This is a genomic window from Streptomyces sp. ID05-39B (assembly GCF_033794725.1).
GTDB lineage: Bacteria > Actinomycetota > Actinomycetes > Streptomycetales > Streptomycetaceae > Streptomyces > Streptomyces bobili.
This window is the reverse complement of sequence record NZ_JARGEF010000003.1, coordinates 95,252-115,054: the sequence shown is the minus strand read 5'-3', so window position 1 is coordinate 115,054 and position 19,803 is coordinate 95,252. Positions and strand designations below refer to the sequence as shown.

General features: G+C 69.4%; 13 protein-coding genes and 5 pseudogenes. 8 read left to right on the top strand and 10 right to left on the bottom strand.

Going from position 1 to position 19,803, the window contains the following annotated elements; all coding sequences use genetic code 11:
• Positions 1-784: 784 nt before the first annotated feature.
• The 5 genes from P1P75_RS01950 to P1P75_RS01930 all read right to left on the bottom strand — a co-directional run bounded on the left by P1P75_RS01950 (position 785) and on the right by P1P75_RS01930 (position 5,562).
• Positions 785-1,750 (bottom strand): electron transfer flavoprotein subunit alpha/FixB family protein, encoded by a 966-nt coding sequence (locus P1P75_RS01950; protein WP_119580524.1) that lies wholly within the window; start codon positions 1,748-1,750, stop codon positions 785-787.
• Positions 1,751-1,784: 34 nt separating this feature from the next.
• Positions 1,785-2,567, bottom strand: a complete 783-nt coding sequence (locus P1P75_RS01945) for an electron transfer flavoprotein subunit beta/FixA family protein (protein ID WP_119580523.1) — start codon at positions 2,565-2,567, stop codon at positions 1,785-1,787.
• A 25-nt stretch (positions 2,568-2,592) separates the two neighbouring features.
• On the bottom strand, positions 2,593-3,768 hold the full coding sequence (locus tag P1P75_RS01940; RefSeq protein ID WP_205576242.1) for an acyl-CoA dehydrogenase family protein: 1,176 nt from the start codon (positions 3,766-3,768) through the stop codon (positions 2,593-2,595).
• A gap of 64 nt (positions 3,769-3,832) precedes the next feature.
• Positions 3,833-5,080, bottom strand: a complete 1,248-nt coding sequence (locus P1P75_RS01935) for a CaiB/BaiF CoA-transferase family protein (protein WP_119580522.1) — start codon at positions 5,078-5,080, stop codon at positions 3,833-3,835.
• 59 nt (positions 5,081-5,139) lie between these two features.
• Complete coding sequence (locus tag P1P75_RS01930; protein ID WP_119580521.1) at positions 5,140-5,562, bottom strand: Zn-ribbon domain-containing OB-fold protein; 423 nt, start codon at positions 5,560-5,562, stop codon at positions 5,140-5,142.
• Between the two features lie 397 nt (positions 5,563-5,959).
• Here P1P75_RS01930 and P1P75_RS01925 point away from each other — a divergent pair, with 397 nt between their 5' ends.
• Both P1P75_RS01925 and P1P75_RS01920 read left to right on the top strand, forming a co-directional pair.
• Positions 5,960-7,156 (top strand): GAF domain-containing protein, encoded by a 1,197-nt coding sequence (locus tag P1P75_RS01925; RefSeq protein ID WP_162948132.1) that lies wholly within the window; start codon positions 5,960-5,962, stop codon positions 7,154-7,156.
• On the top strand, positions 7,140-8,147 hold the full coding sequence (locus tag P1P75_RS01920; RefSeq protein ID WP_162948131.1) for an ATP-binding SpoIIE family protein phosphatase: 1,008 nt from the start codon (positions 7,140-7,142) through the stop codon (positions 8,145-8,147). The genes P1P75_RS01925 and P1P75_RS01920 overlap by 17 nt, the downstream gene beginning before the upstream one ends.
• Before the next feature lie 750 nt (positions 8,148-8,897).
• Here the strand turns inward: P1P75_RS01920 and P1P75_RS01915 are convergent.
• A pseudogene (locus P1P75_RS01915) lies at positions 8,898-9,128 on the bottom strand (histidine kinase dimerization/phosphoacceptor domain-containing protein); the annotation flags it as partial.
• A gap of 40 nt (positions 9,129-9,168) precedes the next feature.
• Here P1P75_RS01915 and P1P75_RS01910 point away from each other — a divergent pair.
• Both P1P75_RS01910 and P1P75_RS01905 read left to right on the top strand, forming a co-directional pair.
• Positions 9,169-9,528, top strand: coding sequence for a hypothetical protein (locus P1P75_RS01910; RefSeq protein ID WP_319128983.1), 360 nt, complete (start codon positions 9,169-9,171; stop codon positions 9,526-9,528).
• Between the two features lie 14 nt (positions 9,529-9,542).
• Positions 9,543-10,271 (top strand): response regulator transcription factor, encoded by a 729-nt coding sequence (locus tag P1P75_RS01905; protein WP_119580519.1) that lies wholly within the window; start codon positions 9,543-9,545, stop codon positions 10,269-10,271.
• Between the two features lie 53 nt (positions 10,272-10,324).
• Here the strand turns inward: P1P75_RS01905 and P1P75_RS01900 are convergent, their stop codons facing one another.
• The 4 genes and pseudogenes from P1P75_RS01900 to P1P75_RS01885 form a co-directional block, all read right to left on the bottom strand.
• Entirely contained in the window at positions 10,325-10,612 is a 288-nt protein-coding gene (locus P1P75_RS01900; RefSeq protein WP_119580518.1) for a hypothetical protein, read from the bottom strand.
• Positions 10,613-11,267: 655 nt separating this feature from the next.
• Positions 11,268-11,722: pseudogene (locus tag P1P75_RS41960) on the bottom strand (Tn3 family transposase); the annotation flags it as partial.
• A gap of 153 nt (positions 11,723-11,875) precedes the next feature.
• A pseudogene (locus tag P1P75_RS01890) lies at positions 11,876-12,200 on the bottom strand (hypothetical protein); the annotation flags it as partial.
• 365 nt (positions 12,201-12,565) lie between these two features.
• Positions 12,566-13,459: a ribosome-inactivating family protein gene (locus P1P75_RS01885; protein WP_319097541.1), complete on the bottom strand. Its 894-nt coding sequence runs from the start codon at positions 13,457-13,459 to the stop codon at positions 12,566-12,568.
• Between the two features lie 1,730 nt (positions 13,460-15,189).
• Between P1P75_RS01885 and P1P75_RS01880 the strand changes: the two genes are divergently transcribed.
• The 4 genes and pseudogenes from P1P75_RS01880 (at position 15,190) to P1P75_RS01865 (ending at position 19,794) form a co-directional block, all read left to right on the top strand.
• Positions 15,190-16,296, top strand: coding sequence for a LacI family DNA-binding transcriptional regulator (locus P1P75_RS01880; protein ID WP_240439307.1), 1,107 nt, complete (start codon positions 15,190-15,192; stop codon positions 16,294-16,296).
• Between the two features lie 280 nt (positions 16,297-16,576).
• A complete protein-coding gene (locus P1P75_RS01875) occupies positions 16,577-17,965 on the top strand; it encodes an ABC transporter substrate-binding protein (protein WP_119580514.1) in 1,389 nt (462 codons plus the stop codon).
• A gap of 1 nt (position 17,966) precedes the next feature.
• Positions 17,967-18,885, top strand: a pseudogene (locus P1P75_RS01870) (carbohydrate ABC transporter permease).
• Positions 18,882-19,794: pseudogene (locus P1P75_RS01865) on the top strand (carbohydrate ABC transporter permease). The pseudogenes P1P75_RS01870 and P1P75_RS01865 overlap by 4 nt, the downstream one beginning before the upstream one ends.
• Positions 19,795-19,803: the final 9 nt, after the last annotated feature.

Genomic DNA, 19,803 nt, shown 5'->3' with positions numbered 1-19,803 from the left:
ATAGAATCCCCTTTTTTGTCACGCGGCAGACACCACCCAGTAGTTTTTTGTTAGCCAAGACGCAGACGGCATACGAGTTTTCTGACTGTCTCGTTGGCCAGGAGATGTGGATAAGAGACAGGGGTGCAGACCGAACAGCGAACCGGCGGCCTCCGCCAACGCCGCGGCGCATCGCACCGCCGCCTCCGGCGGGACTGCCATCCGCCGCAGAGCCCCGGCGCACGCGTCCTCCACCAGGTCCAGCTGTCTCGACAGCTCGACCGGCCCGCCCGGGCGGCCGACGCCCGCCAGGCCGGTCAGCAGCTCTCGTGCCTCGTGCTGCACAGCAGCCACGGCGTCCCATCCCCGTGGTCGGAGTACCGGCCGGAGTCCCTCGGCCCCGGCGACGGGCAGGCCGAGGGCATCGTGGAGCTGATCGCCGATGCGGGCGTGCCACAGTGTCAGCTCACCGGGCCGATCGGCTTGAAGGCCGGCGAGAACGACGAGCAGGGCCGCCGCTCCCGTCGCCCAGTCGTCGAACCCACCCGCCCCGCGTGGAGAGCCGGGTTGGAGGAAGGGGCGGAGCGAGTCGAGGGCCTGTGCGGCCGATTCAGCCGCACTCTGGCAGGCATGGTCAGTGGGCATGGGTACGTCACCGCTTCGTCGAGGTGGTGTCGGCTGGTCCGGGTGGGGTTGGGCCCTGTCGCACAGGCAGTCGGTGGAGGGCCGGCGCTGTGCGAGGGCTTGGAGGATCTACCACCGCCCAGCCGAGCACCCCCTGCTCCCAAGCCGACGGCGCACCACGTCAGCCGGCTGTGCGGCGGGCTGCCACTTCCTGCGTGAGCTGGGGCGCCACCGCGAACAGGTCTCCCACCACGCCGTAGTCGGCGAGGCCGAGGATGGGGGCCTCCGGGTCCTTGTTGACGGCGACGATCGTCTTGGAGGTCTGCATCCCGGCGAGGTGCTGGATGGCCCCGGAGATACCCAGGGCGACGTACAGCTGCGGGGAGACGGACTTTCCGGTCTGCCCGACCTGGAACTGGTGCGGGTAGTAGCCGGCGTCGACCGCGGCGCGCGAGGCGCCCACCGCACCGCCCAGGGCGTCGGCCAGCTCCTCCACCAGCTTGAAGCCCTCCGCTCCCCCGACACCACGGCCGCCGGAGACGACGACGCTCGCCTCGGTGAGCCCCGGCCGGTCGCCGGTGGGTGCGGCGCGCCTGGCAGTGACACGAGCGGACGCGGCGGGGTCGGCCGTCGGCAGGGCGAGCGTCCGCTGCACGGCCTGCCCCGGACGCTCCTCCGGTTCGAAGGCCCCCGGGCGTACGGTGATCACCGGTACACCATGGGTGACCTGCGAGCGCACAGTATACGACCCGCCGAAGACGATTTGGGTGGCCACCCCGGAGGAGTCGAGGTCGACCGCGTCGATCAGCAGCCCGGCGTCCAGCCGCGCGGCGAGACGTCCGGCCACCTCGTTGCCGTCCGCCGTCGCGGAGACCAGAACAGCGGCGGGAGAGGCTTCCCGGACCGCGTGGTGAAGGGCATCGACAGCGGGCGTGGCCAGGAAGTCGGCCGCGTCGGTGGATTCCGCAGCGTGGACGGTTGTGGCACCGTACCGGGCCAGAGACTCCGCGAGGCGGGCCGCTGTGCCGGGGGTTCCCACGACGACTGCGGCCGGGTCTCCCAACCGCCGTGCGGCGGCCAGGAGTTCGTACGTGGACTTGTGGACACGTTCCCCGTCGTGGGCGACGAGGACGAGGACATCGGGCATGGGGTGCCTGCTTCTTGTTGCGGAGCGATTCGATTCAGAGGAGCTTCTGGGCAATCAGGTGTTCGATGAGCTGCCGGCCGGCCGAGCCGTCGTCCGTGACACGGATCCCTGCGGTCCGGGCCGGACGCGGGACGGCCTCCACCACGCGGGTGCGGGTCACTCGGAACCCGGTGTCATCCGCGTCGGGGAACAAGTCGTCGAGGTCGGCCGTCTCCACCGGCTTCTTCTTGGCGGCCATGATCCCCTTGAACGAGGGGTAGCGCGGTGCGTTGATCTTCTCGGTGACGCTGACCAGCGCGGGCAGTGATGCCTCCAGCGTCGCCTCGCCACTGTCGGTCTCGCGTTCGGCTCGCACGCGTCCCCCGTCCACGTCCAGTTCGCGCGCATGCGTCAGCTGCGGCAGACCGAGCAGGTCGGCGACGATGGCGGGGACCGCGCTCGCCTGTCCGTCGGTGGTCGTGTCGCCCGCCAGGACCAGGTCGACGTCCTTCACCGTCCGTACGGCGGCCGCCAGCACCGTGGCGGTGGTCACCACGTCGGCGCCGGGGAGCCGGTCGTCGCAGATGTGGATCGCGCGGTCGGCACCCATCGCCAGTACCTTGCGGATGGCGTCGAGTGCGGAGTCGGGTCCCATGGACACGACGGTGACCTCGGCGTCCGACGACTCCTTCAGCCGCAGGGCCTCTTCCGCGGCGCGTTCATTGATTTCGTCGAGCACCAGGTCGGCACCCTCGCGGTCAAGGGTGTGGTCGTCGGCGGACAGGGTGCGTTCGGCTCCGGTGTCCGGGACCTGCTTGACGAGTACGACGATGTTCACGGGCGTCTTCCTTCAGCCGGGGTGGTCAGCGGAACGCCGGGTATCCGGTGATCGCCTGACCGACGACCAGCGTGTGCATCTCGTTGGTGCCTTCGTAGGTCATCACCGACTCCAGGTTGTTGGCGTGGCGCAGCGGTGAGTACTCCAGGGAGATGCCGTTGGCCCCCAGCACGGTGCGGCATTCGCGCGCGATGGCGATCGCTTCCCGCACGTTGTTGAGCTTGCCGACGCTGATCTGCTCGGGCCGGATGCGGTGCTGGTCCTTGAGCCGGCCCAGGTGGACGGCGAGCAGTGCGGCGTTGCCCAGGGACACGCTCATGTCGGTGAGCTTCTTCTGGGTGAGCTGGAAGGCGCTGATCGGCTTGTCGAACTGCACGCGGGAGTCGGCGTACTCGATGGCCGCCTGGAGCGAGTCGCGGGCGGCGCCGACCGCGCCGAACAGGATGCCGAAACGGGCCTCGTTCAGGCAGGACAGCGGTCCGCGCAGGCCCTCCGCCAGCGGCAGCCGCGCCGATTCCGGCAGCCGTACGTTGTCGAAGTACAGCTCGGAGGTGATCGAGGCGCGCAGCGACATCTTCTGCTTGATGTCCTGGGTGGTGAAGCCGGGTGTGCCGCGCGGGACGAGGAAGCCGCGGACGCCGTCCTCGGTCTGCGCCCAGACGGTGGCCACATCGGCGATGCCGCCGTTGGTGATCCACATCTTGGAGCCGTTCAGGATCCAGTCGTCGCCGTCGCGGACGGCCCTGGTGCGCATCCCTGCGGGGTTGCTGCCGAAGTCGGGCTCGGTCAGACCGAAGCAGCCGATCGCCTCACCGGCGGCCAGCCGGGGCAGCCACTGAAGCTTCTGCTCCTCCGAACCCCACTTCCAGATGGAGAACATCGACAGCGAGCCCTGCACGGAGACGAAGCTGCGGAAACCGGAGTCTGCCGCCTCGAGTTCCAGGCAGGCCAGTCCGTAGGAGACGGCGTTGGTGCCGGCGCAGCCGTAGCCCTCCAGATGCATGCCGAGTACGCCCAACTTGCCGAGTTCAGGGGCGAGTTCGCGGGCGAAGTGCGCGTTCTCGAACCACTCGCCGAGGTGCGGGCGCACCCGGTCGGCGAGGAACTTGGCGACGGTGGCCTGGATCTCCCGTTCCTCGTCGGTGAGGGTGGAGGCGAGGTCGAGCAGGTCGAGGGGGTCCTTCATCGGCTTGCGGCTCATCGTGGGCTCCTGGCGGTGACGGTGGTGGGTGAGGTCGGGGTGCTGGTGTCGAGGCGGGGATCGGTCACGTGGCCGGTCCCTCCGGTTCGGTGGCGGATTCGGGAAGACGGTCGAGGATGTCCGCGGTGTGCTGACCGAGGCGTGGTGGCGGCAGGCGGTACTGCGCGGGTGTGCCGCTCAGCGCTATGGGGCTCGCGACCTGACGGGAGGGCCTGCCCTCCGCCCTGTCGGCGGGTGCGGCGGGGATGTCGACGATGCCGGGAAGGCCGAGCTTCGCCGCGAAGGCGAATGCCTCGTCGAGGGTGTTGACCGGTCCGGCGGGCACGCCCGCGGCCAGCAGGACGGCAGACCAGTGGTCGGCGCCGGCGACGCCCAGCCGTTCGGTCAGCAGCTCCTTGAGTTCGTCGCGGTGGGCGACGCGGCTGGCGTTGGTGCGGAAGCGGTCTTCCAGCGCGAGACCGGGATCCCCGACGACCTCGGCGAGCGCCGCGAACTGCCGGTCGTTGCCCACCGCGATCGCGATCGGGCGATCGGCGGCCGGGAAGGTCTCGTACGGGGCGATGCTGGGGTGCGCGTTGCCCAGGCGGCCCGGCACCACGCCGACGACGGCGAACGCCGACGCCTGGTTAACCATGGCTGACAGCAGCGAGCCGAGCAGGTTCACCTCGACCAGCTGGCCCTCCCCGGTGGCGTCCCGATGGCGGAGGGCGGCGAGAATGCCGAGCGAGGCGTGCAGGCCGGTGATCACGTCGACGAGTGCCACGCCGGCCTTCACCGGCTCCCCGGCCGCGTCTCCGGTCACGCTCATCAGACCGCCGACGGCCTGCACGAGCAGGTCGTATCCGGGGATCGCCGCGCCCGCACCGCTGCCGAAGCCACTGATCGAGCAGTAGACCAACCCCGGGTGCCGGGCGCGCAGTTCGTGAGGGCCGAGCCCCAGCCGCTCCATCGTGCCGGGACGGAAGTTCTCCACCAGCACGTCGGACTCGGCGACCAGGGCACGGGCCTGTTCCAGACCGGCCTCGGTCGTGAGGTCCAGGACGACGGACTTCTTGTTCCGGTTCACGCTCAGGAAGTACGTAGAGGTGCCATCGTGGTCCGCCGGCGGGTGCCAGGCCCTGGTCTCGTCCCCGGCACCCGGCCTCTCCACCTTCACCACCTCGGCGCCGAGATCGGCGAGGAGCATCGTGGCGTAGGGCCCTGCGAGAACCCGGGAGAAGTCGGCGATGCGCAGCCCTTCCAGCGCACCGCGCCCCGCACCTTCGCGGCCGGTGCCGGCCCGTTCGTCCGGCGCGTCGTACTGGGTGCCCATGCACCCTCCTCTCTCGTCGTACCGGCCTGCGAACACCGCTCCGTCCGAGCCGTCAGCCCTCACCACCAGCGCTCCAAAGACGTCGCCGGGTGGGTGAGCTCGACGACGGGCAGGCCCTGACCGACAGGGGCGGCCGTCCGTACGACCCTCACCCTGGCGCCGATCCCGACTACGACCGGCGCCGTCCCCGTGACCTGGCAGAGCAGGTTGAAGCCTTCGTCCATCGCGACGAACCACGTGTGATGCGGAGCGTGGCCGGTTCGGCGGACGACGGCTCCGGCGCCGGCGCTGCGCTCGCGTCGGAGGGCCGTGGATCCGCAGGCCCGGCAGAACGACCGTCGGTAGGCGGGGGTGCCGCACCAGAGGCACCGCTGGAAGAACAGCTCGTGGCCGGCCGCCGGTGCGGCCGACACGGTCGTGGTGGCGGCAGCCGCTTCGTACTCCCCGCACTCGGTGGTTTCACGGGTGTCCGTGTGGAGCATCACGACCTCCTGCGCTCAGTTCGATGACCGGAAAATGAGGGACCGGAAATGTGGTGTCAGGCATCCGGTCCGGCTCCCTCACCCTGACCCCGCCGAGGAGTGGCGGTCAACGACGAGCTGACGCATCTTTGTGCGCGGAAAACGTTCCATTCACGGAGGTCAGAGCCGGTTTCCTGGCGTTACTCTCACGGCGTGGCCCCGTCAGCGGTGCGGTGGTTGCCCACGTTCAGGACCCTGGCTTGTCGGCGTAGGCTGGCGCTGTGCGCCGGAGCAGGCAGCCGCGGTCTTCACGCAACGGGATGCTGACGGCGGGCCTTCGTGGACAAACCGGCCGACGCGACCGCCATGGCGACGAGGTATAGCCTCGCTTAAGGAGCATCGGCTTCGTGAAGCGGCCATGGAAGGCGAGGGGAATCCGGCGAGCTCAGCAGGCCCTGGCAAGGCTCTCAGCGCCGAGGACCGGGTGCTCGCCGCGACGCTGCAACAGGCGGTGCATGAGCTCGGGGCGACCGCCGGTACCGCGATGGTCCCGCTCGAGGACGGCCGGACGCTGGCCAACGTCGTCGCAGTGGGTGGTCCCCTGTCGATCTTCACCGTGGCGGACTCCCACCCGGTGGACGACGAGCGGTACACAGGATCCGTCGCCTACCGCACGGGCCGCCAGTGCGTACGCGTGCGGAGTGAGACCCCCAGCGGTGTCCGCCCGGCCATGCCGTTCCCGTATGCGATCGTCGCCACACCGTTGGTCAGCCACGAGGGGCGGTCGTTCGGGGTCCTGGTCCTGATCTGGGCCGACCCTGTCGACCGGACGGGCGTCTCCGCACGAGTGCGGAACCGCTGCGAGACCCTGGCACAGGAACTCGCCCGCAGTCTGCGGCGACGAGGCGGCCTGTCCCCGCGCAGGCGGGACCCCCGGGGGCCGAGATTCATCCTGTCCAGGCCCACGGAGCAGGACACTCTGCTCGAGTCGGCGAGTCTGTCCCTCGTTCACCGGATCACCCGGCTCGCCGCGCAGCTCAGCCAGGCTCCGAGCCTTCAGGACGTCGTTGAAACGGCGATCGCACGAATCATGGAACCCTTCGGAGCCCAGTGCCTCGCCCTCTCGGTCGTCGATGAAGGACGACCACGGCTGCTCGGCTACAGCGGATCCAGCCGCATGCTCGCGGCACGGCTCACCAGAGCCGCGACGGGCACGCTCGCGGAAGAGCCGTCCCTCGAAGAACACGGACCGCCCGTGGACCGGCCCCTCTTCTTCGAGTCCGCGGAGACGGACGAACCGATTTCGGCCTACTGCCTGCTCCCCCTGGCCATGGACGACCATGACACAGGAACCCTCGCCCTGGGTTTCGACCACCAGCACGACTTCCCTGCGGACGAGCGAGCCGCCCTGGCCACGGTGGCACAGCTACTGGCCCAGTCCATAGGCCGGGCCCGGCGGTTTGAGGGCGAGCACCGGCTGGCCCAGGAACTTCAGCGGGCCCTCCTGCCCCACGCTCTCCCGCATCACGGCGAAGTGGACATCGCCACCCGCTACGTCACACCGGCGAGAGGGGGCCGTCGGCGGCGACTGGTACGACGTGGTCAACCTGCCTGACGGCACCGTCGGCCTGGTCATCGGCGACGTCGAAGGGCACACGCCCCGCGCCGCCGCGACGATGGGCCAGATCCGCACCGCGATCCGCGCCTACGCCGCCGAAGGCCACCGTCCGGCAGACGTACTGACCCGCACCAACCGGCTCCTCACGGACCTCGGCATCGACCTGCTCGCCACGTGCTGCCGCGTGTGGCTGGATCTGGAAGCCGAAACCGCCGAGATCTTCTCCGCCGGGCATCCGGCTCCGCTGCTCGGCCGCCCCAGCGATCGCTTCGCGCCGCCCGATCTCCCCCAGGGGGCACCGCTGGGCGTGTGGCCTGACACCTCCTACCGGTCCGTACAGATCCCGCTCCCTGAGGGGACCGTCCTGGTGCTGTACACGAACGGACTGGTGCACTCCCACTCGATGGACCTCGACGAGGGAGTCGCCGCGCTGCACGCACGCCTCGCGGCGTCCGGCGACCTGCGGCTGGAGGTACTGGCCGACCACCTGCTCGAGACCACCGGCGCCGACGACCGGCGGGACGACGACACCGCGCTGCTGATCGCACACTTCCCGGGGCTTCGCGCCGACCGACGCCAGCGGGTGGGACGCACGTTCGTCCAGCGCCACGATCTGCGCGCTGTCGCCGACGTCCGCCGCTTCCTGCGCACACAGGCACGGAAGTGGAACTGGGAAGCGTTCTTGTCGGATCTCGAGCTGGCCGTCACCGAACTGGTCACCAACGCACTGGTCCACGCCGACAGCGAGGTCGAGATCCGGCTGCGCGAGTACGCCGACCGGCTGCGCGTGGACGTGCGCGACTCCGACCCCCGGCCTCCACTGCCGACACCCGTGCTCGCCTCCGGTGAGACCGACCGCGAGTCCGAACACGGCCGTGGACTGCTCATCGTCGACGCCCTGGCCTCGTCCTGGGGCAACTCTCCCAGCGGGCACGGCAAGTCGGTCTGGTTCGAGCTGACCAGACCGCCCACATCGGAACGGGACTGAACCCGGTCGCTGCAGCGAGACGCCCGAGCCAACTGATTCCACCGACCGAAGCAACCGAACGACCCGCCGGGTGTTGGGGACACGAAGAACGCCAAAGCCGCAGCCAAGGGCAAGAAGCCGAGCGAGGTTGACACTCGGCACCCAGGTGTCGGGTACCGCCCGATGGCCCGGATCTACATCTCGTACGCCGAGCTGTACCGCGTCATGCTGGCCGGCACCCGCGACGCTCCCCGGCGCCATTGCCCAGCAGGGGCGATGGTTTCCGCTCCGGCAGAGGTGATCGGCGGCCTGCAGATCCGCCTGGGCCAGTGCCCGCGTCACAGCCGTGCGGTGCGGCCTGCCCGCTCTGGTGGCCGAGAAGGTGAAGCTGACCGGCGCGAAAAACGGCGCCGGGACTGCCGCCGAGGCGAAGACGATGAGCATCGTGGGCGGGATGGCGGCCGGGGCGGACAGCATCGATGATCTGGACGTGCTGCGTCACGGTGGGCTGGCCCGGTTGTTCGGCGGGGTGCGTGCCCCATCAACTCTGCCGCACGGCCCGGTGCACGCTTCTCCCTTGCCGTCGCGGTCAGGAGGAAAATCCGCGAGGCCATCGCCACCATCGGCGAGGATGCCTGGACGCCGGTCATGTATGCCGCCGCCGTCTGAGACGCCGAGGAGGAACGCTGGATCTCCGACGCGGAGATCACCGAAGTCCCGTTCACGGCGTTCACCAATAAGAAGAAGGCGTTCCACACCACCGCCCGGCTCACCGACCGTGCGCCGCATCGAGGCGACGGCCTCGGTCGCGGCACGCTCGATACCGGCAAGGACAGGGTCCAGTTCCCGTGGCTGGGTGGCCGCCATCATACGGGCCATCTGCGTCTGCACGAGGATGCCGGTCATGTGGTGGGCGACGAAGTCGTGGAGGTCGGCGACGATGGCCAGGCGCTCACTGCAACGGATGTCGCTCACGGCGACGCTGCGGTGGTAGTCCATCGCCAGCTACGGCCTCGTCAAGAAGTACGGCTCCACCACCGGCATGGACGTCGAGGTCGGCGAGCGCGACGCTCCGGCGATCACGAGCCCGTCCGCGTCCGGCAAGTCCACGTTGCTGCACTCCCTGGCGGGGATCATCCGCCTCGACGACAGCCAGGTGCAGTTGCGCGGCGAGCGCATCGACAAGCTGGGCGACGTGCAGCTCAACAAGGTGGTCGGCACCACGATCAACAACTCCGGCGCCGCGCAACTGGCGGTCCGCGTGGCCGTCGGCGCGCTGGCTATGCTCGCCGCGATCGCCGGCAGCAGGCCGCTGCTACAGAAGGCGAGGGACGATCCGGGCACAGACGGCGGACTGACACCGTACCGACGGAGGAACCGCCCCGACGCCCCCTGCATGTGAGGCATGATCCTGCCATGACCACAACCGCCAACGGGGTGCCCATCCGGGTACTGATCGCCGACGACCAGGAGATGGTCCGCACCGGCTTCCGCTTCTTCCTCAACGCCCAGCCCGACATCACCGTGGTCGCCGAGGCCGCCGATGGCGAGGAGGCCGTGGCGCTGGCCCGTCGGGAACGACCCGACGTGTGCCTGCTGGACATCCGGATGCCGAAGCTGGACGGGCTGGAGGCGACCCGGCTGCTGGCGGGGCCCGAGGCGGCCGACCCCATGCGGGTGGTCGTGGTGACGACCTTCGACCTCGACGAGTACGTATACGGGGCACTGCGCGGTGGCGCCTGCGGGTTCCTGCTGAAGGACTCGGGGCCGACGCTCCTCGTGGAGGCCGTCCGTGCCGCTGCCGCTGGTGACTCGCTGGTCTCGCCGTCGGTCACGGTCCGCCTCCTCAAGCACATCACCGCCCCGAAGGCCGCCTGCGCCACCCCGGCAAAGCTGGCGGCCCCGCACGCGGAACCCCTCACTGACCGCGAACTCGATGTCGTCCGCCTGGTCGCCCTCGGCCGCACGAACGCCGAGATCACCGCCGAGCTGTACGTCTCCCTTTCTACGGTCAAGACCCACCTGTCGAGCGTCCAGCTCAAACTGGCCGCCCGGAACCGGGTCGGGATCGCGGCCTGGGCCTGGCAGAACGGGTACGCACAACCCTGCTCCGAGTCTGGGCGCGGGGGTACGCCACGACAATAGGATCGCAACACAGCCATGGCACTCATGCCGAGCATGGGTATGCCGAGTCTCCCTTATCGGCCCCTCAAGGTCCGGCGAAAGCCGGTGTCCCAGTCGGTGAACTGCACACCGGTCGACTGCGGGGCCACCAGCCGCAGCCGCTCCTCCGGCAGGACAAGCCGCCACGACCGGCGCTCGCGGTCGACATGGCCGCCCTCCCGGTCCGGATCATGAACCCCCAGACCCTGCCCCCTGCCTGGGATGTACAGACCTCGGCTCGCGGCTATCTCCCGATCCAGATCCAGATACTGCTGCATCCGCTCGGGCGTCATGCGCAGCGCTACAACCAGCGCGAGCCCCATTCTCTGGCCCTCCGCGTCTTGTCGTTGGCGTCGCGATGAGCACGTTCCGTGGCGGTCAGCAGGACCAGCGTGGTGATACCCAGCGCACGCAGGCAGCCCTGCCAGCGGGTCCGCGTCGTGGTGGGGTAGGCAGTCGCAGGCAGGAGGTTCGCATCGGTCACTGTAAGGAGAAGCGGTCAGCCGTGCCTCGGCCGATCGGCCGAGGCACACGCCAGGCGCAGCGGAGGAAGTAGCTCCACCCTGCCTGCGGCCATGGGCGCGCACCTCGGCCATACGGCCAGGGTTCGGACGGCGCCCCTCGACCGTTCGGCCGATGCCGCCGCGGTCGGCGCCACCCGGCGTGAGCGGCCTGAGGTGGGCGAGTGTCCTTGGCTGGTGACCACGGACTTTCTGCGCAGTCCGGCCATCACCTCCGAGGCCATGACCGACACACCGCCCAGCACACGGTTAAACGAAGACCAGTTCGACTGGTCTGCCAGCATGCCCAGTTCGTCCACGAGGAGGCCGCCCCGCAACTTCAGCGCATGGAGCACAGCGCGCGCGATTCATGGACAACGGGTGTTAATAGTTGCGGTGCAGAAAGTGCCGATGAGATTGATCACAGCCCTGGGGTGGGCGGTCACGGCGTGTGAGCTGGGGAGACGGGGTTCCCTAGGCGCACCGCGGCGAGTACCCGCCGACCGGCCGGAGAGGCGCCGAGCGCGTCCGACTCGCCCAGCAGAGACAGGAACGGGCGCACGGTGTTGTAGCGCAGGGCCAGCTTCTCCCGCATCGCCGCCTCGGCCGACCCGTCGTCCTCCGGCACCAGGGCCTCGACGGTCGCGACCGCCCCGGCGACCGCCGTACGCGGCACGGCCTCCTCCACGGCCGCCCACAGGGCGCCGACGTCCGTCCCAGCCTCGGCGACCAGGTCCAGCTCCTCGATGAGGATCTTCGACGCTTCGCCAGGATGCGGGCCGCCTTCTCCAGCTGCGGCAGCATCGCCAGGCGGTCCCGGTCCGAGGCCCGGCGGGCCGGGCTGATCAGCCGGTTCGCCATAAGCACCGCGAACAGGTCCAGGGCGTCGTCGACCGCCTGCGCCGCCAGCTGGCACACCACCGCCGTCAGCAGGGGCGGTCTGCCGCGGCTGATCTCCAGTTGGGCGAAGGCCGCCGAGTCTTCTGTGACAGCGATATCAGCGGCCAGCACCAGTACGAGGGGAGGCGCTCTCGCACTGAGGGAACTCGAACAGAAGATGCTTGGCACTGACGTTGCCCCATTTCACACGGCAGCCACCAGATGGAGCCCACGACCCCTCGTAGTTGAAGCCCGCGCGCGGGATGCGGGGCGAGGTGAGGCTGCCGTCGTAGACCTCGCATATCAGCGATGCGCCGCGCAGCAGTCTCAGTCGTATGGGGTCCTCGGCGTGTCGGATCACGTTTGTCGGCGGTCGCTGAACCACGGTTCAAGGAACGGCGACACACGTTGCCGATCAGCTCGCTCACCAGCAACTCGGTCGTCTCATGACGAGGTCGTCCACATGCCAGCGCGCGAGCTGTCTTCCGACATGTTCGCGGGCCTCCGCTGCCGCCCTGGGATCCTCGGGAAGGTCGAGCGGTGCCATCCTGGTCCGGCTGTCGTGGGGACGTGGAGCCGCGGCGGTGCCCCCGAGTCCTTGTCTGGGGTCGTGGCGCTCGTCCTCAACCCCGCCTCCTGCCGATCCACGGGGTACGTGTCGGCGAGTGATTCGGGGAGAGCCGTGCACCCGCCGCCGTGTAGACCGCGCTCGCTGTCGAGGGCCTCAGGTAGTCGTCGCGATGGCGGATGCCTTTTCAGGCAATCGCTCCCGAACCAGCAGTCACTCCCCGACGGCCACAAGGTTCTGGTGCCGTCGGGGAGTTCTTCGCCCGACCCACCGGGTGGACGTCAGCGCCGTGGGCGGCCGGGCCGCCGATCTACCGGCCGGCCGGGGCGTCACTTGATAGGGCTGAAGAGCGCTATCGCGAGTACCAAGGTGAGCACATTCCTGGGAGTGAAGACTTGGAGCTCATCCAGCATGCTCTTGTGCCGGCGCATGAGTTCCTGGGTGAGCTGGTCGTTCGGGTTGTTGACCTCCCGGTTGGCGATCTCGGACATGGGGTCCCAGCTGTTCTCGAGGTCCAGGATGTGCCCCTCTGGAAGCGCCGCCTCGGTGGTGTAGGTGTTGCGGAACAGGTTCTCGATCGGGCGGAACCGGGCGGCCTCGGAGATCGCCTGGATGAGAACGATCAGGCCGCGGGCCTGCTGGGCTGCGCTGGACCCGCTCCTGGCCAGGTCGCGGACCGCCTGCCGGGCCGAGTTGGGAGAGAGCGGGATGTTCGCGCGGTCGCCGGCCCGGCGCTCCAGATCGATGTAGCTGCCGCTAAAGGGGGTGGCGCGCGGCGTGACGTCCGTACCGAGGACGGGAGTGCCAGCCTCGAGCTGATTGTAGATGTTCTCGTTCTGGTTGAGCCAGCCGACGACGAACAGGTCGCTGGCGCGGATGAGCACCCGGATCTGGTTCGGGGTGCTCGTTCCCTCGTCCTGCACACTGATGTTGACGCTGAAGAATTCGTTGCTGGCCTCGGGACGCGTGCGGTGCGTGTTGTCGTGCAGGAACGTGTTGCTCGACGCGCGCTGCCGTACGGCGTTGAGCATGCTGGTGTAGCGGGACGCGCCGGCGTTTCCGTTGCCGATGTCCCAGGCGACCTCCTCGAGGAATTTACTTTCCCCTGGTGACGACGTGGCGCGGGGTGCCACATTGTCGCCGGCCGCACTGGCCTTCTCCTGAAACTGCGGGGCCACCAGGGCGGCGCCGCCCAGCAGCGTGGCGACGGCGAGGAATAGCACCAGGAACTTCCCTGTAAACCATCGGGAACCGCGCCTGTGCCCGCGGCTGCCCGCCCTCGGCGACGGGGCTGGATCGGAGACCGAGTGCATGTGCGTGTGCCCTTTCTCTGCCGGCGTACCGTCCTGCCCCAACGGATCCGCGGACCGCATGGTTCGGAAGGAGTGCTTCCGGGTGCACGCGGGCATGTCGTCCGCATGCCGCCCCAAATGGCCCAGGCAGGAGGTTTCTGGGCGTCTCAGTTTTCACTCGGGCAACTGACTTCACCAGAGTCAAACATCCCGACCAATGAGTAACGAGAAGAGTTCGGGATGCACGCATCGGTCCGGTTCATCGAGCCCCGCGCGTACCGCGCCACGGTGCCGGGCCCGGCACCGTGGCGCAGGGCCGAGGGCTGCGGCCTGGTAGATCAGTTCTGGTGCCTTGGAGCGGAGGATGAATCCGGCGCCACGCAGACGGTTCCTCAATTCCTGAGCACCCAACGGAGTTCCCTCACCGACAGCCGGATCTTCTGTCCTGCCGGGAGCTCCGTTGCCGCGTCCCGGCCTTCGCGGTGCATTACCCGAAGTGACGAACTCCGCAACACCCACCAGGGGATATTTCGCCTGGAATCCACCACCGGCAAACGCCTGAACTGCAGACACGCGGTAAGTCACCGGTATTGCGGGTCACTCCTACTACGTTGGCCCTGCTCCGGCGATCGTCAGTCGGCGGACCCAGGCGCTCACGCTCGCCGCGATGTCCCCGTCCTGCCGCCGGACTCGGCCCGGCCTGGGCCACCCTGGCGGACTCACGCGAGGCGCCCCGCGCCCGCACTCTGGGCCGATTCCTGGCCGCTCGACGACAACGCCTGGACATCGCGACCGGCACCTGGCTGAACCATCTTGGCCGTCAGTGGCGACGCGCCAGTCGGCGGCCGGACGACCTGTGACCGGGTCGAGGACGCGCCCATTCGGGGCGTGCCACGCGGGCGGGATCTCGTCGGGCCGTCGCGCGGGGACCAGCACAGGGCGGCCGTCTCGGAGGACCACCACGGCTTTGCTCCGGTGTTCCGCGAGCCGCTCCAGCGCCTCTCGGTACGCCGCACGCTGAGCCGCGGGCCGGGCATTCCGCCTGGCCGCGACCCCCTTGGTGGCATGGCGCTCGGCGACCTCGTACCAGCCCTGGGCAGGCGCTGCGTCCGGGCCGGCAGCAGACTCAGGATGGCTGTCACCAATGCCCTCCAGGGCCCGTGGCGCCAGGGACCAGGTCTCCCCGGTGCGGTGGACGAGGCCGTGGTCGGCGAGGCGTTGCGAGGTCCGGTAGGTGGTCGCGCGGGAGACCGAGGAGGTACCGACGAGCTCGCTGGCCGTCTGGTCGGGGGCTGGTGCAGCGCGCTGATGACCATGAGGGCGGCACTGCCGAGGCCGTGTCGGGCGAAGGCGTCGTGGCCCATGAGTCGGAAAACGCCTGCTCAGATGGTTGATCGGTACGCAGGCTGAGAGATCGTTACCGCATCCTGACCCGCGTTCGTCCTCGCGGACCGGGCTGCCGCGATGTTGCGCGAAGGATTGACACCTCCTGTTCGACTGCGTAGATATGACTGCGCAGTCATGACAGCGCAGTCACGCATGACGGCCAGTTGACATCAGATGACGGAACGTGACGGGCCAGGATCTCAGCCGCCGGACATCGGGAGACACGAATGACGCGAGTGGGAGGACGGGGCGGTAGCCCTGCAGCGCCGCGGAGCGTGGACGTGGCCCGGTCGGCCAGCGTCTCGCAGAAGACGGTGTCGCGGGTCCTCAACGGTGAGCGTTACGTGTCCGCCGAGGTGCGTCGGCGCGTTCTCGACGCCGCCGAGCAACTCGGCTACCGCATGAACAGCGCGGCCCGGGCACTGGCGTCGGGGCGTTCCCGCACCATCGGGGTGGTCACCCTGGGGACCGCCTTGTACGGACCCGCCTCACTGCTCATCCGAATCGAGCGGGCCGCCCGGGACGCGGGTTATGCGCTGCGGGTGTCGAACACGGTGGAAGGCGACCCGGGGGGCGTCTCCGGCGCCGTGGCGTCGTTGCTCGAGCAGGGTGTGAACGGAATCGTCGTGTCGGAACCGATCGACGAGGGAGACGAGGGATCCGTCTCGCTCAGCGTCGACGTACCGGTCCTCGTCCTCGGCGCGCCCGGGACTTTCGGTGGCTCCCGGACCGTGGTCGCGGGGGTCGGTGCCGAGTCACTTGCGCGGGAGGCCACCGAACACCTTGTGGATCTCGGGCATGTGACGGTCCATCATGTCGCTGGACCACAGCGGTGGTTCGCGGCCCGGGACCGCATCGAGGGCTGGCGGGCGGCGCTGTCGGCACGGGGCAGGGAACAGCCGCCCGTCATCGAGGGCGACTGGTCCGCCGCGTCCGGCTGCGCGGCGGGTCGCCAGTTCGCCTCCGCCGGTGACGTCACGGCGGTGTTCGCCGCCAACGACGACATGGCCATCGGTCTGATCCGCGCTCTGACGGAAGCCGGCCTGCGTGTGCCGGACGACGTGAGCGTCGTCGGCTTCGACGACACCCCCGTCTCGGCCTACGTCACTCCACCACTGACCACGGTGCGCCAGCCGTTCAACGCCGTGGCCCAGGAAGGGCTCAGGCTCCTCGTGCAGGCCATTGAGAAACCGGACGAGGATCCGGCACCGGCGAGCGATCCGCCGGTCGAACTCGTCGTCCGCTCCTCGACCTCACCCCCACCGGCCCGGAAGACCCCGGGACGCGGGCAGCGCACGGCCTCCCGCTCGAACGACTCGGCACACGCACCCCCGGCCGAATCCGCACCCCCGGCCGAACACGGACCGTGCACCGCCGACTGATCAACGTTCATCGGCCCGAGCGCCACCCGTTCATGGCCGGGCGGTGAGCCCGTCGGCGCTCACCGCTCCTCGAAGACTCTCCACGACCGTGGACTTCCGCTGTAAGGCACGCGACGCGCGGGCCCGCCACAGCCCGCGCGACGCACACCCGAACACGGCGACCCCGATGCCCTGGTAGCGACGTCCGCGCCTCGCCCCTCCTCACACCTCATCCTTCCCACCCGGGCGACACGCCCACGTCAGGCGTGCCGTGCCCATGCCCATCGGCGGGAGTTCAACCATGCCCAGATCCTTCGTACCCACGTCCTCCATGAGCCGTCGGCGGTTCCTCGCCGCGACCGGAGCGGTCTCCCTCGGTGCCGCACTCGCCGCGTGCAGCGGCGACAGCGACTCCGGCGGCTCCTCCGCCGCCACCGAGCCGGTCAGCCAGGCGGACATCGACAAGGCGATGAAGACGCCGACCCAGCTCACCTTCTGGACCTGGGTCCCGGACATCCAGCAGGAAGTCGCGCTCTTCGAGCAGAAGTACCCCGCGATCAAGGTCAAGGTCGTCAACGCCGGTCAGGGCGTCGCGCACTACACGAAGCTGCGCACCGCCCTCAAGGCCGGCACCGGCGCGCCCGACATGGCGCAGATCGAGTACCAGGCCATCCCCACCTTCACGATCACGGACAGCCTGCTGAACCTGAGCCCGTACGGCGCCACGGCACTGAAGGACCGGTTCGTTGACTGGACGTGGGGACAGGTCAGCGGACCCGGCGGCGAAGTCTGGGCGATCCCCCAGGACACCGGCCCGATGGGCATGCTGTACCGCAAGGACATCTTCGACAAGCACAGCATCCAAGTGCCGAAGACCTGGGACGAGTTCGCGGCCGCGGCCCGAAAGCTCCACAAGGCCGACCCGGACGTCTACCTCACCAACCTCGCGGCGAACGAGCACGCCGCCTGGCACGGACTGCTCTGGCAGGCGGGCGCGAAGCCGTACGCCACCTCCGGCAAGAGCGACCTGACCATCAGCGTCGACGACGCGGTCTCCAAGAAGCTCGCCGGCTACTGGGGCGGGCTCGCGAAGGAAGGCGTCATCAGTACCGACCCGGACTTCACAGACGGCTGGTACGCCGGGTTCAACAAGGGCAAGTACGCCATCTGGCTCACCGCCGCCTGGGGCCCGGCGTTCCTCTCCGGGTCCGCCAAGCCCACCGCGGGCAAGTGGCGGGCGGCGCCGCTGCCGCAGTGGGACGCCGCCAAGCCGGTCTCGGGCAACTGGGGCGGCTCCACCACCGCGGTCATCCGCTCCACCAAGAACCCGATCGCGGCAGCCCAGTTCGCCCAGTTCCTCAACACCGACCCGGCGAGCGCCAAGATGTTCGCCACCAAGCAGTTCTTCTTCCCGGCGACCAAGGCCCTGCTCGCGGACGAGAGCTTCACCAGGGATGCCCCCGCCTTCTACGGCAGCCAGAAGGTCAACCAGGTCTTCGCCGACATCAGCGACTCGGTCCCGACCACGTTCCAGTGGCCGCCGTTCCTGGGCCAGGCGGCGAAGGACTGGACCGAGACCGTCGGCAAGTCCCTCGCCGACCGGGCCGACGCCGTCGCAGCCCTCGGCGCCTGGCAGTCACGGTTGACGACGTACGCCAAGAACCAGGGCTTCACGGTCAAGGGGGCCTGACATGGCAGCCACCGCCGCCGCCCCTGCCCGGAAACCGCGCCGAGCCGGACCGCGCCGCCGGCTCGGCGGTCCGGGCCCCCTGTTCGTGGCCCCGTTCCTGGTCCTCTTCCTCCTGCTGTTCCTCGCGCCGCTCGGCTACGCCGCCTACCTCAGTCTCTTCCAGCAACGCCTCATCGGCGGCACCGTCTTCGTCGGCCTGGACAACTACGTCACCGCCCTCAAGGACCCCCTCCTCCTGCACGGCATCGGTCGCGTGGCCCTGTTCTTCGTGATCCAGGTTCCGCTGGTGCTGCTGCTGGCCCTGGCGGCCCCTCGCCCTCGACAGTGGTCTGCTGCGGCTGGCGCGCGTGATCCGGCTGGGCATCTTCGTGCCGTACGCGGTCCCGAGCGTGGTCGCCGCGCTCATGTGGGGCTACCTCTACGGCCCCGGCTTCGGCCCGTTCGCCCAGGTGAGCCGGGAACTGGACATCCCGGCCCCGGCCTTCCTCAGCGAGAGCTGGATGCTCGGCAGCCTGGCGAACATCGTGACCTGGGAATTCGTCGGCTACAACATGATCATCCTGTACGCCGCCCTGCGCACCATCCCGCAGGACCTCTACGAGGCGGCGGCGATGGACGGGGCCGGCGCCTGGCGGATCGCCCGGTCAATCAAGCTGCCCGCGCTGCGGCCGGCGCTCCTGCTGACCCTGCTCTTCTCGGTGATCGGCAGCTTCCAGCTGTTCAACGAACCGAACCTGCTGATGAAGATCGCCCCGGACGTCATCAGCAGCTCCTACACCGCCAACCTCTACTCCTACTCCCTCGCCTTCACCGGCAACCAGCTCAACTACGCGGCCACGGTGTCCTTCCTCCTCGGACTGGTCATCGTCATCGCCTCCTACGTCGTCCTGCTCACCACGAACCGCAGGAGGGCCGCGTGACGACCACCTTGCAGCCGCCGGCTACCGCGGCGGCCCCCACCGCGCCCAGGCGGCGCCGGCCCGCGCCCCGCCGCCGCAGCACCCCGCTGACGATCGCCATGCTGGCGGCCCTGACCTACTTCCTCCTCCCGCTGTTCTGGCTGCTGGTCGCCTCGACCAAGGGCACCCAGGACCTGATCAACAGCTTCGGCCTGTGGTTCTCCGACGCCCCGCAGCTCCTGGCGAACATCAAAGCCACCTTCACCCAGGACGACGGCGTCTTCGTCCACTGGCTGCTCAACACCGCCGCGTACGCGGGCGTCAGCGCGGTCGGCGCCGCCCTGCTCGCGGCCGCCGCCGGATACGGGTTCGCCAAGTTCCGCTTCCGCGGCGACCACGCCGCGTTCAACCTGATCCTCGGCGCCATCGCGGCCACCGCCCTGGCGATCCCGACCTATCTGCTGTTCGCCAAGGTCGGCCTGGTCAACACCCCCTGGGCGATCATCCTGCCCTCTCGTCAACCCCTTCGGCCTCTACCTCATGCGTATCTACGCGGCCGACGCCATCCCGGACAGCCTCCTGGAGGCCGCCCGCATCGACGGCGCGGGGGAGGCGCGGATCTTCTTCCGGATCGCGCTCAGGCTGCTGGCCCCCGGCCTGGTCACCGTCCTGTTGTTCACGCTCATCGCGACCTGGAACAACTACTTCCTGCCGCTGATCATGCTCAACGACCCGCATCTGTACCCGATCACGGTCGGCCTCTCCTCCTGGGCCGCGCAGGCACAGAACGGAGGAGGCGGCGCCAGCAGCGACATGCTGCCACTCGTCGTGACCGGCTCCCTGCTCTCCATCGTGCCGCTCGTCATCGCCTTCCTCCTGCTCCAGCGCTGCTGGCAGAGCGGGCTGGCCACCGGCGGCGTCAAGCAGTAACCCCCTCGA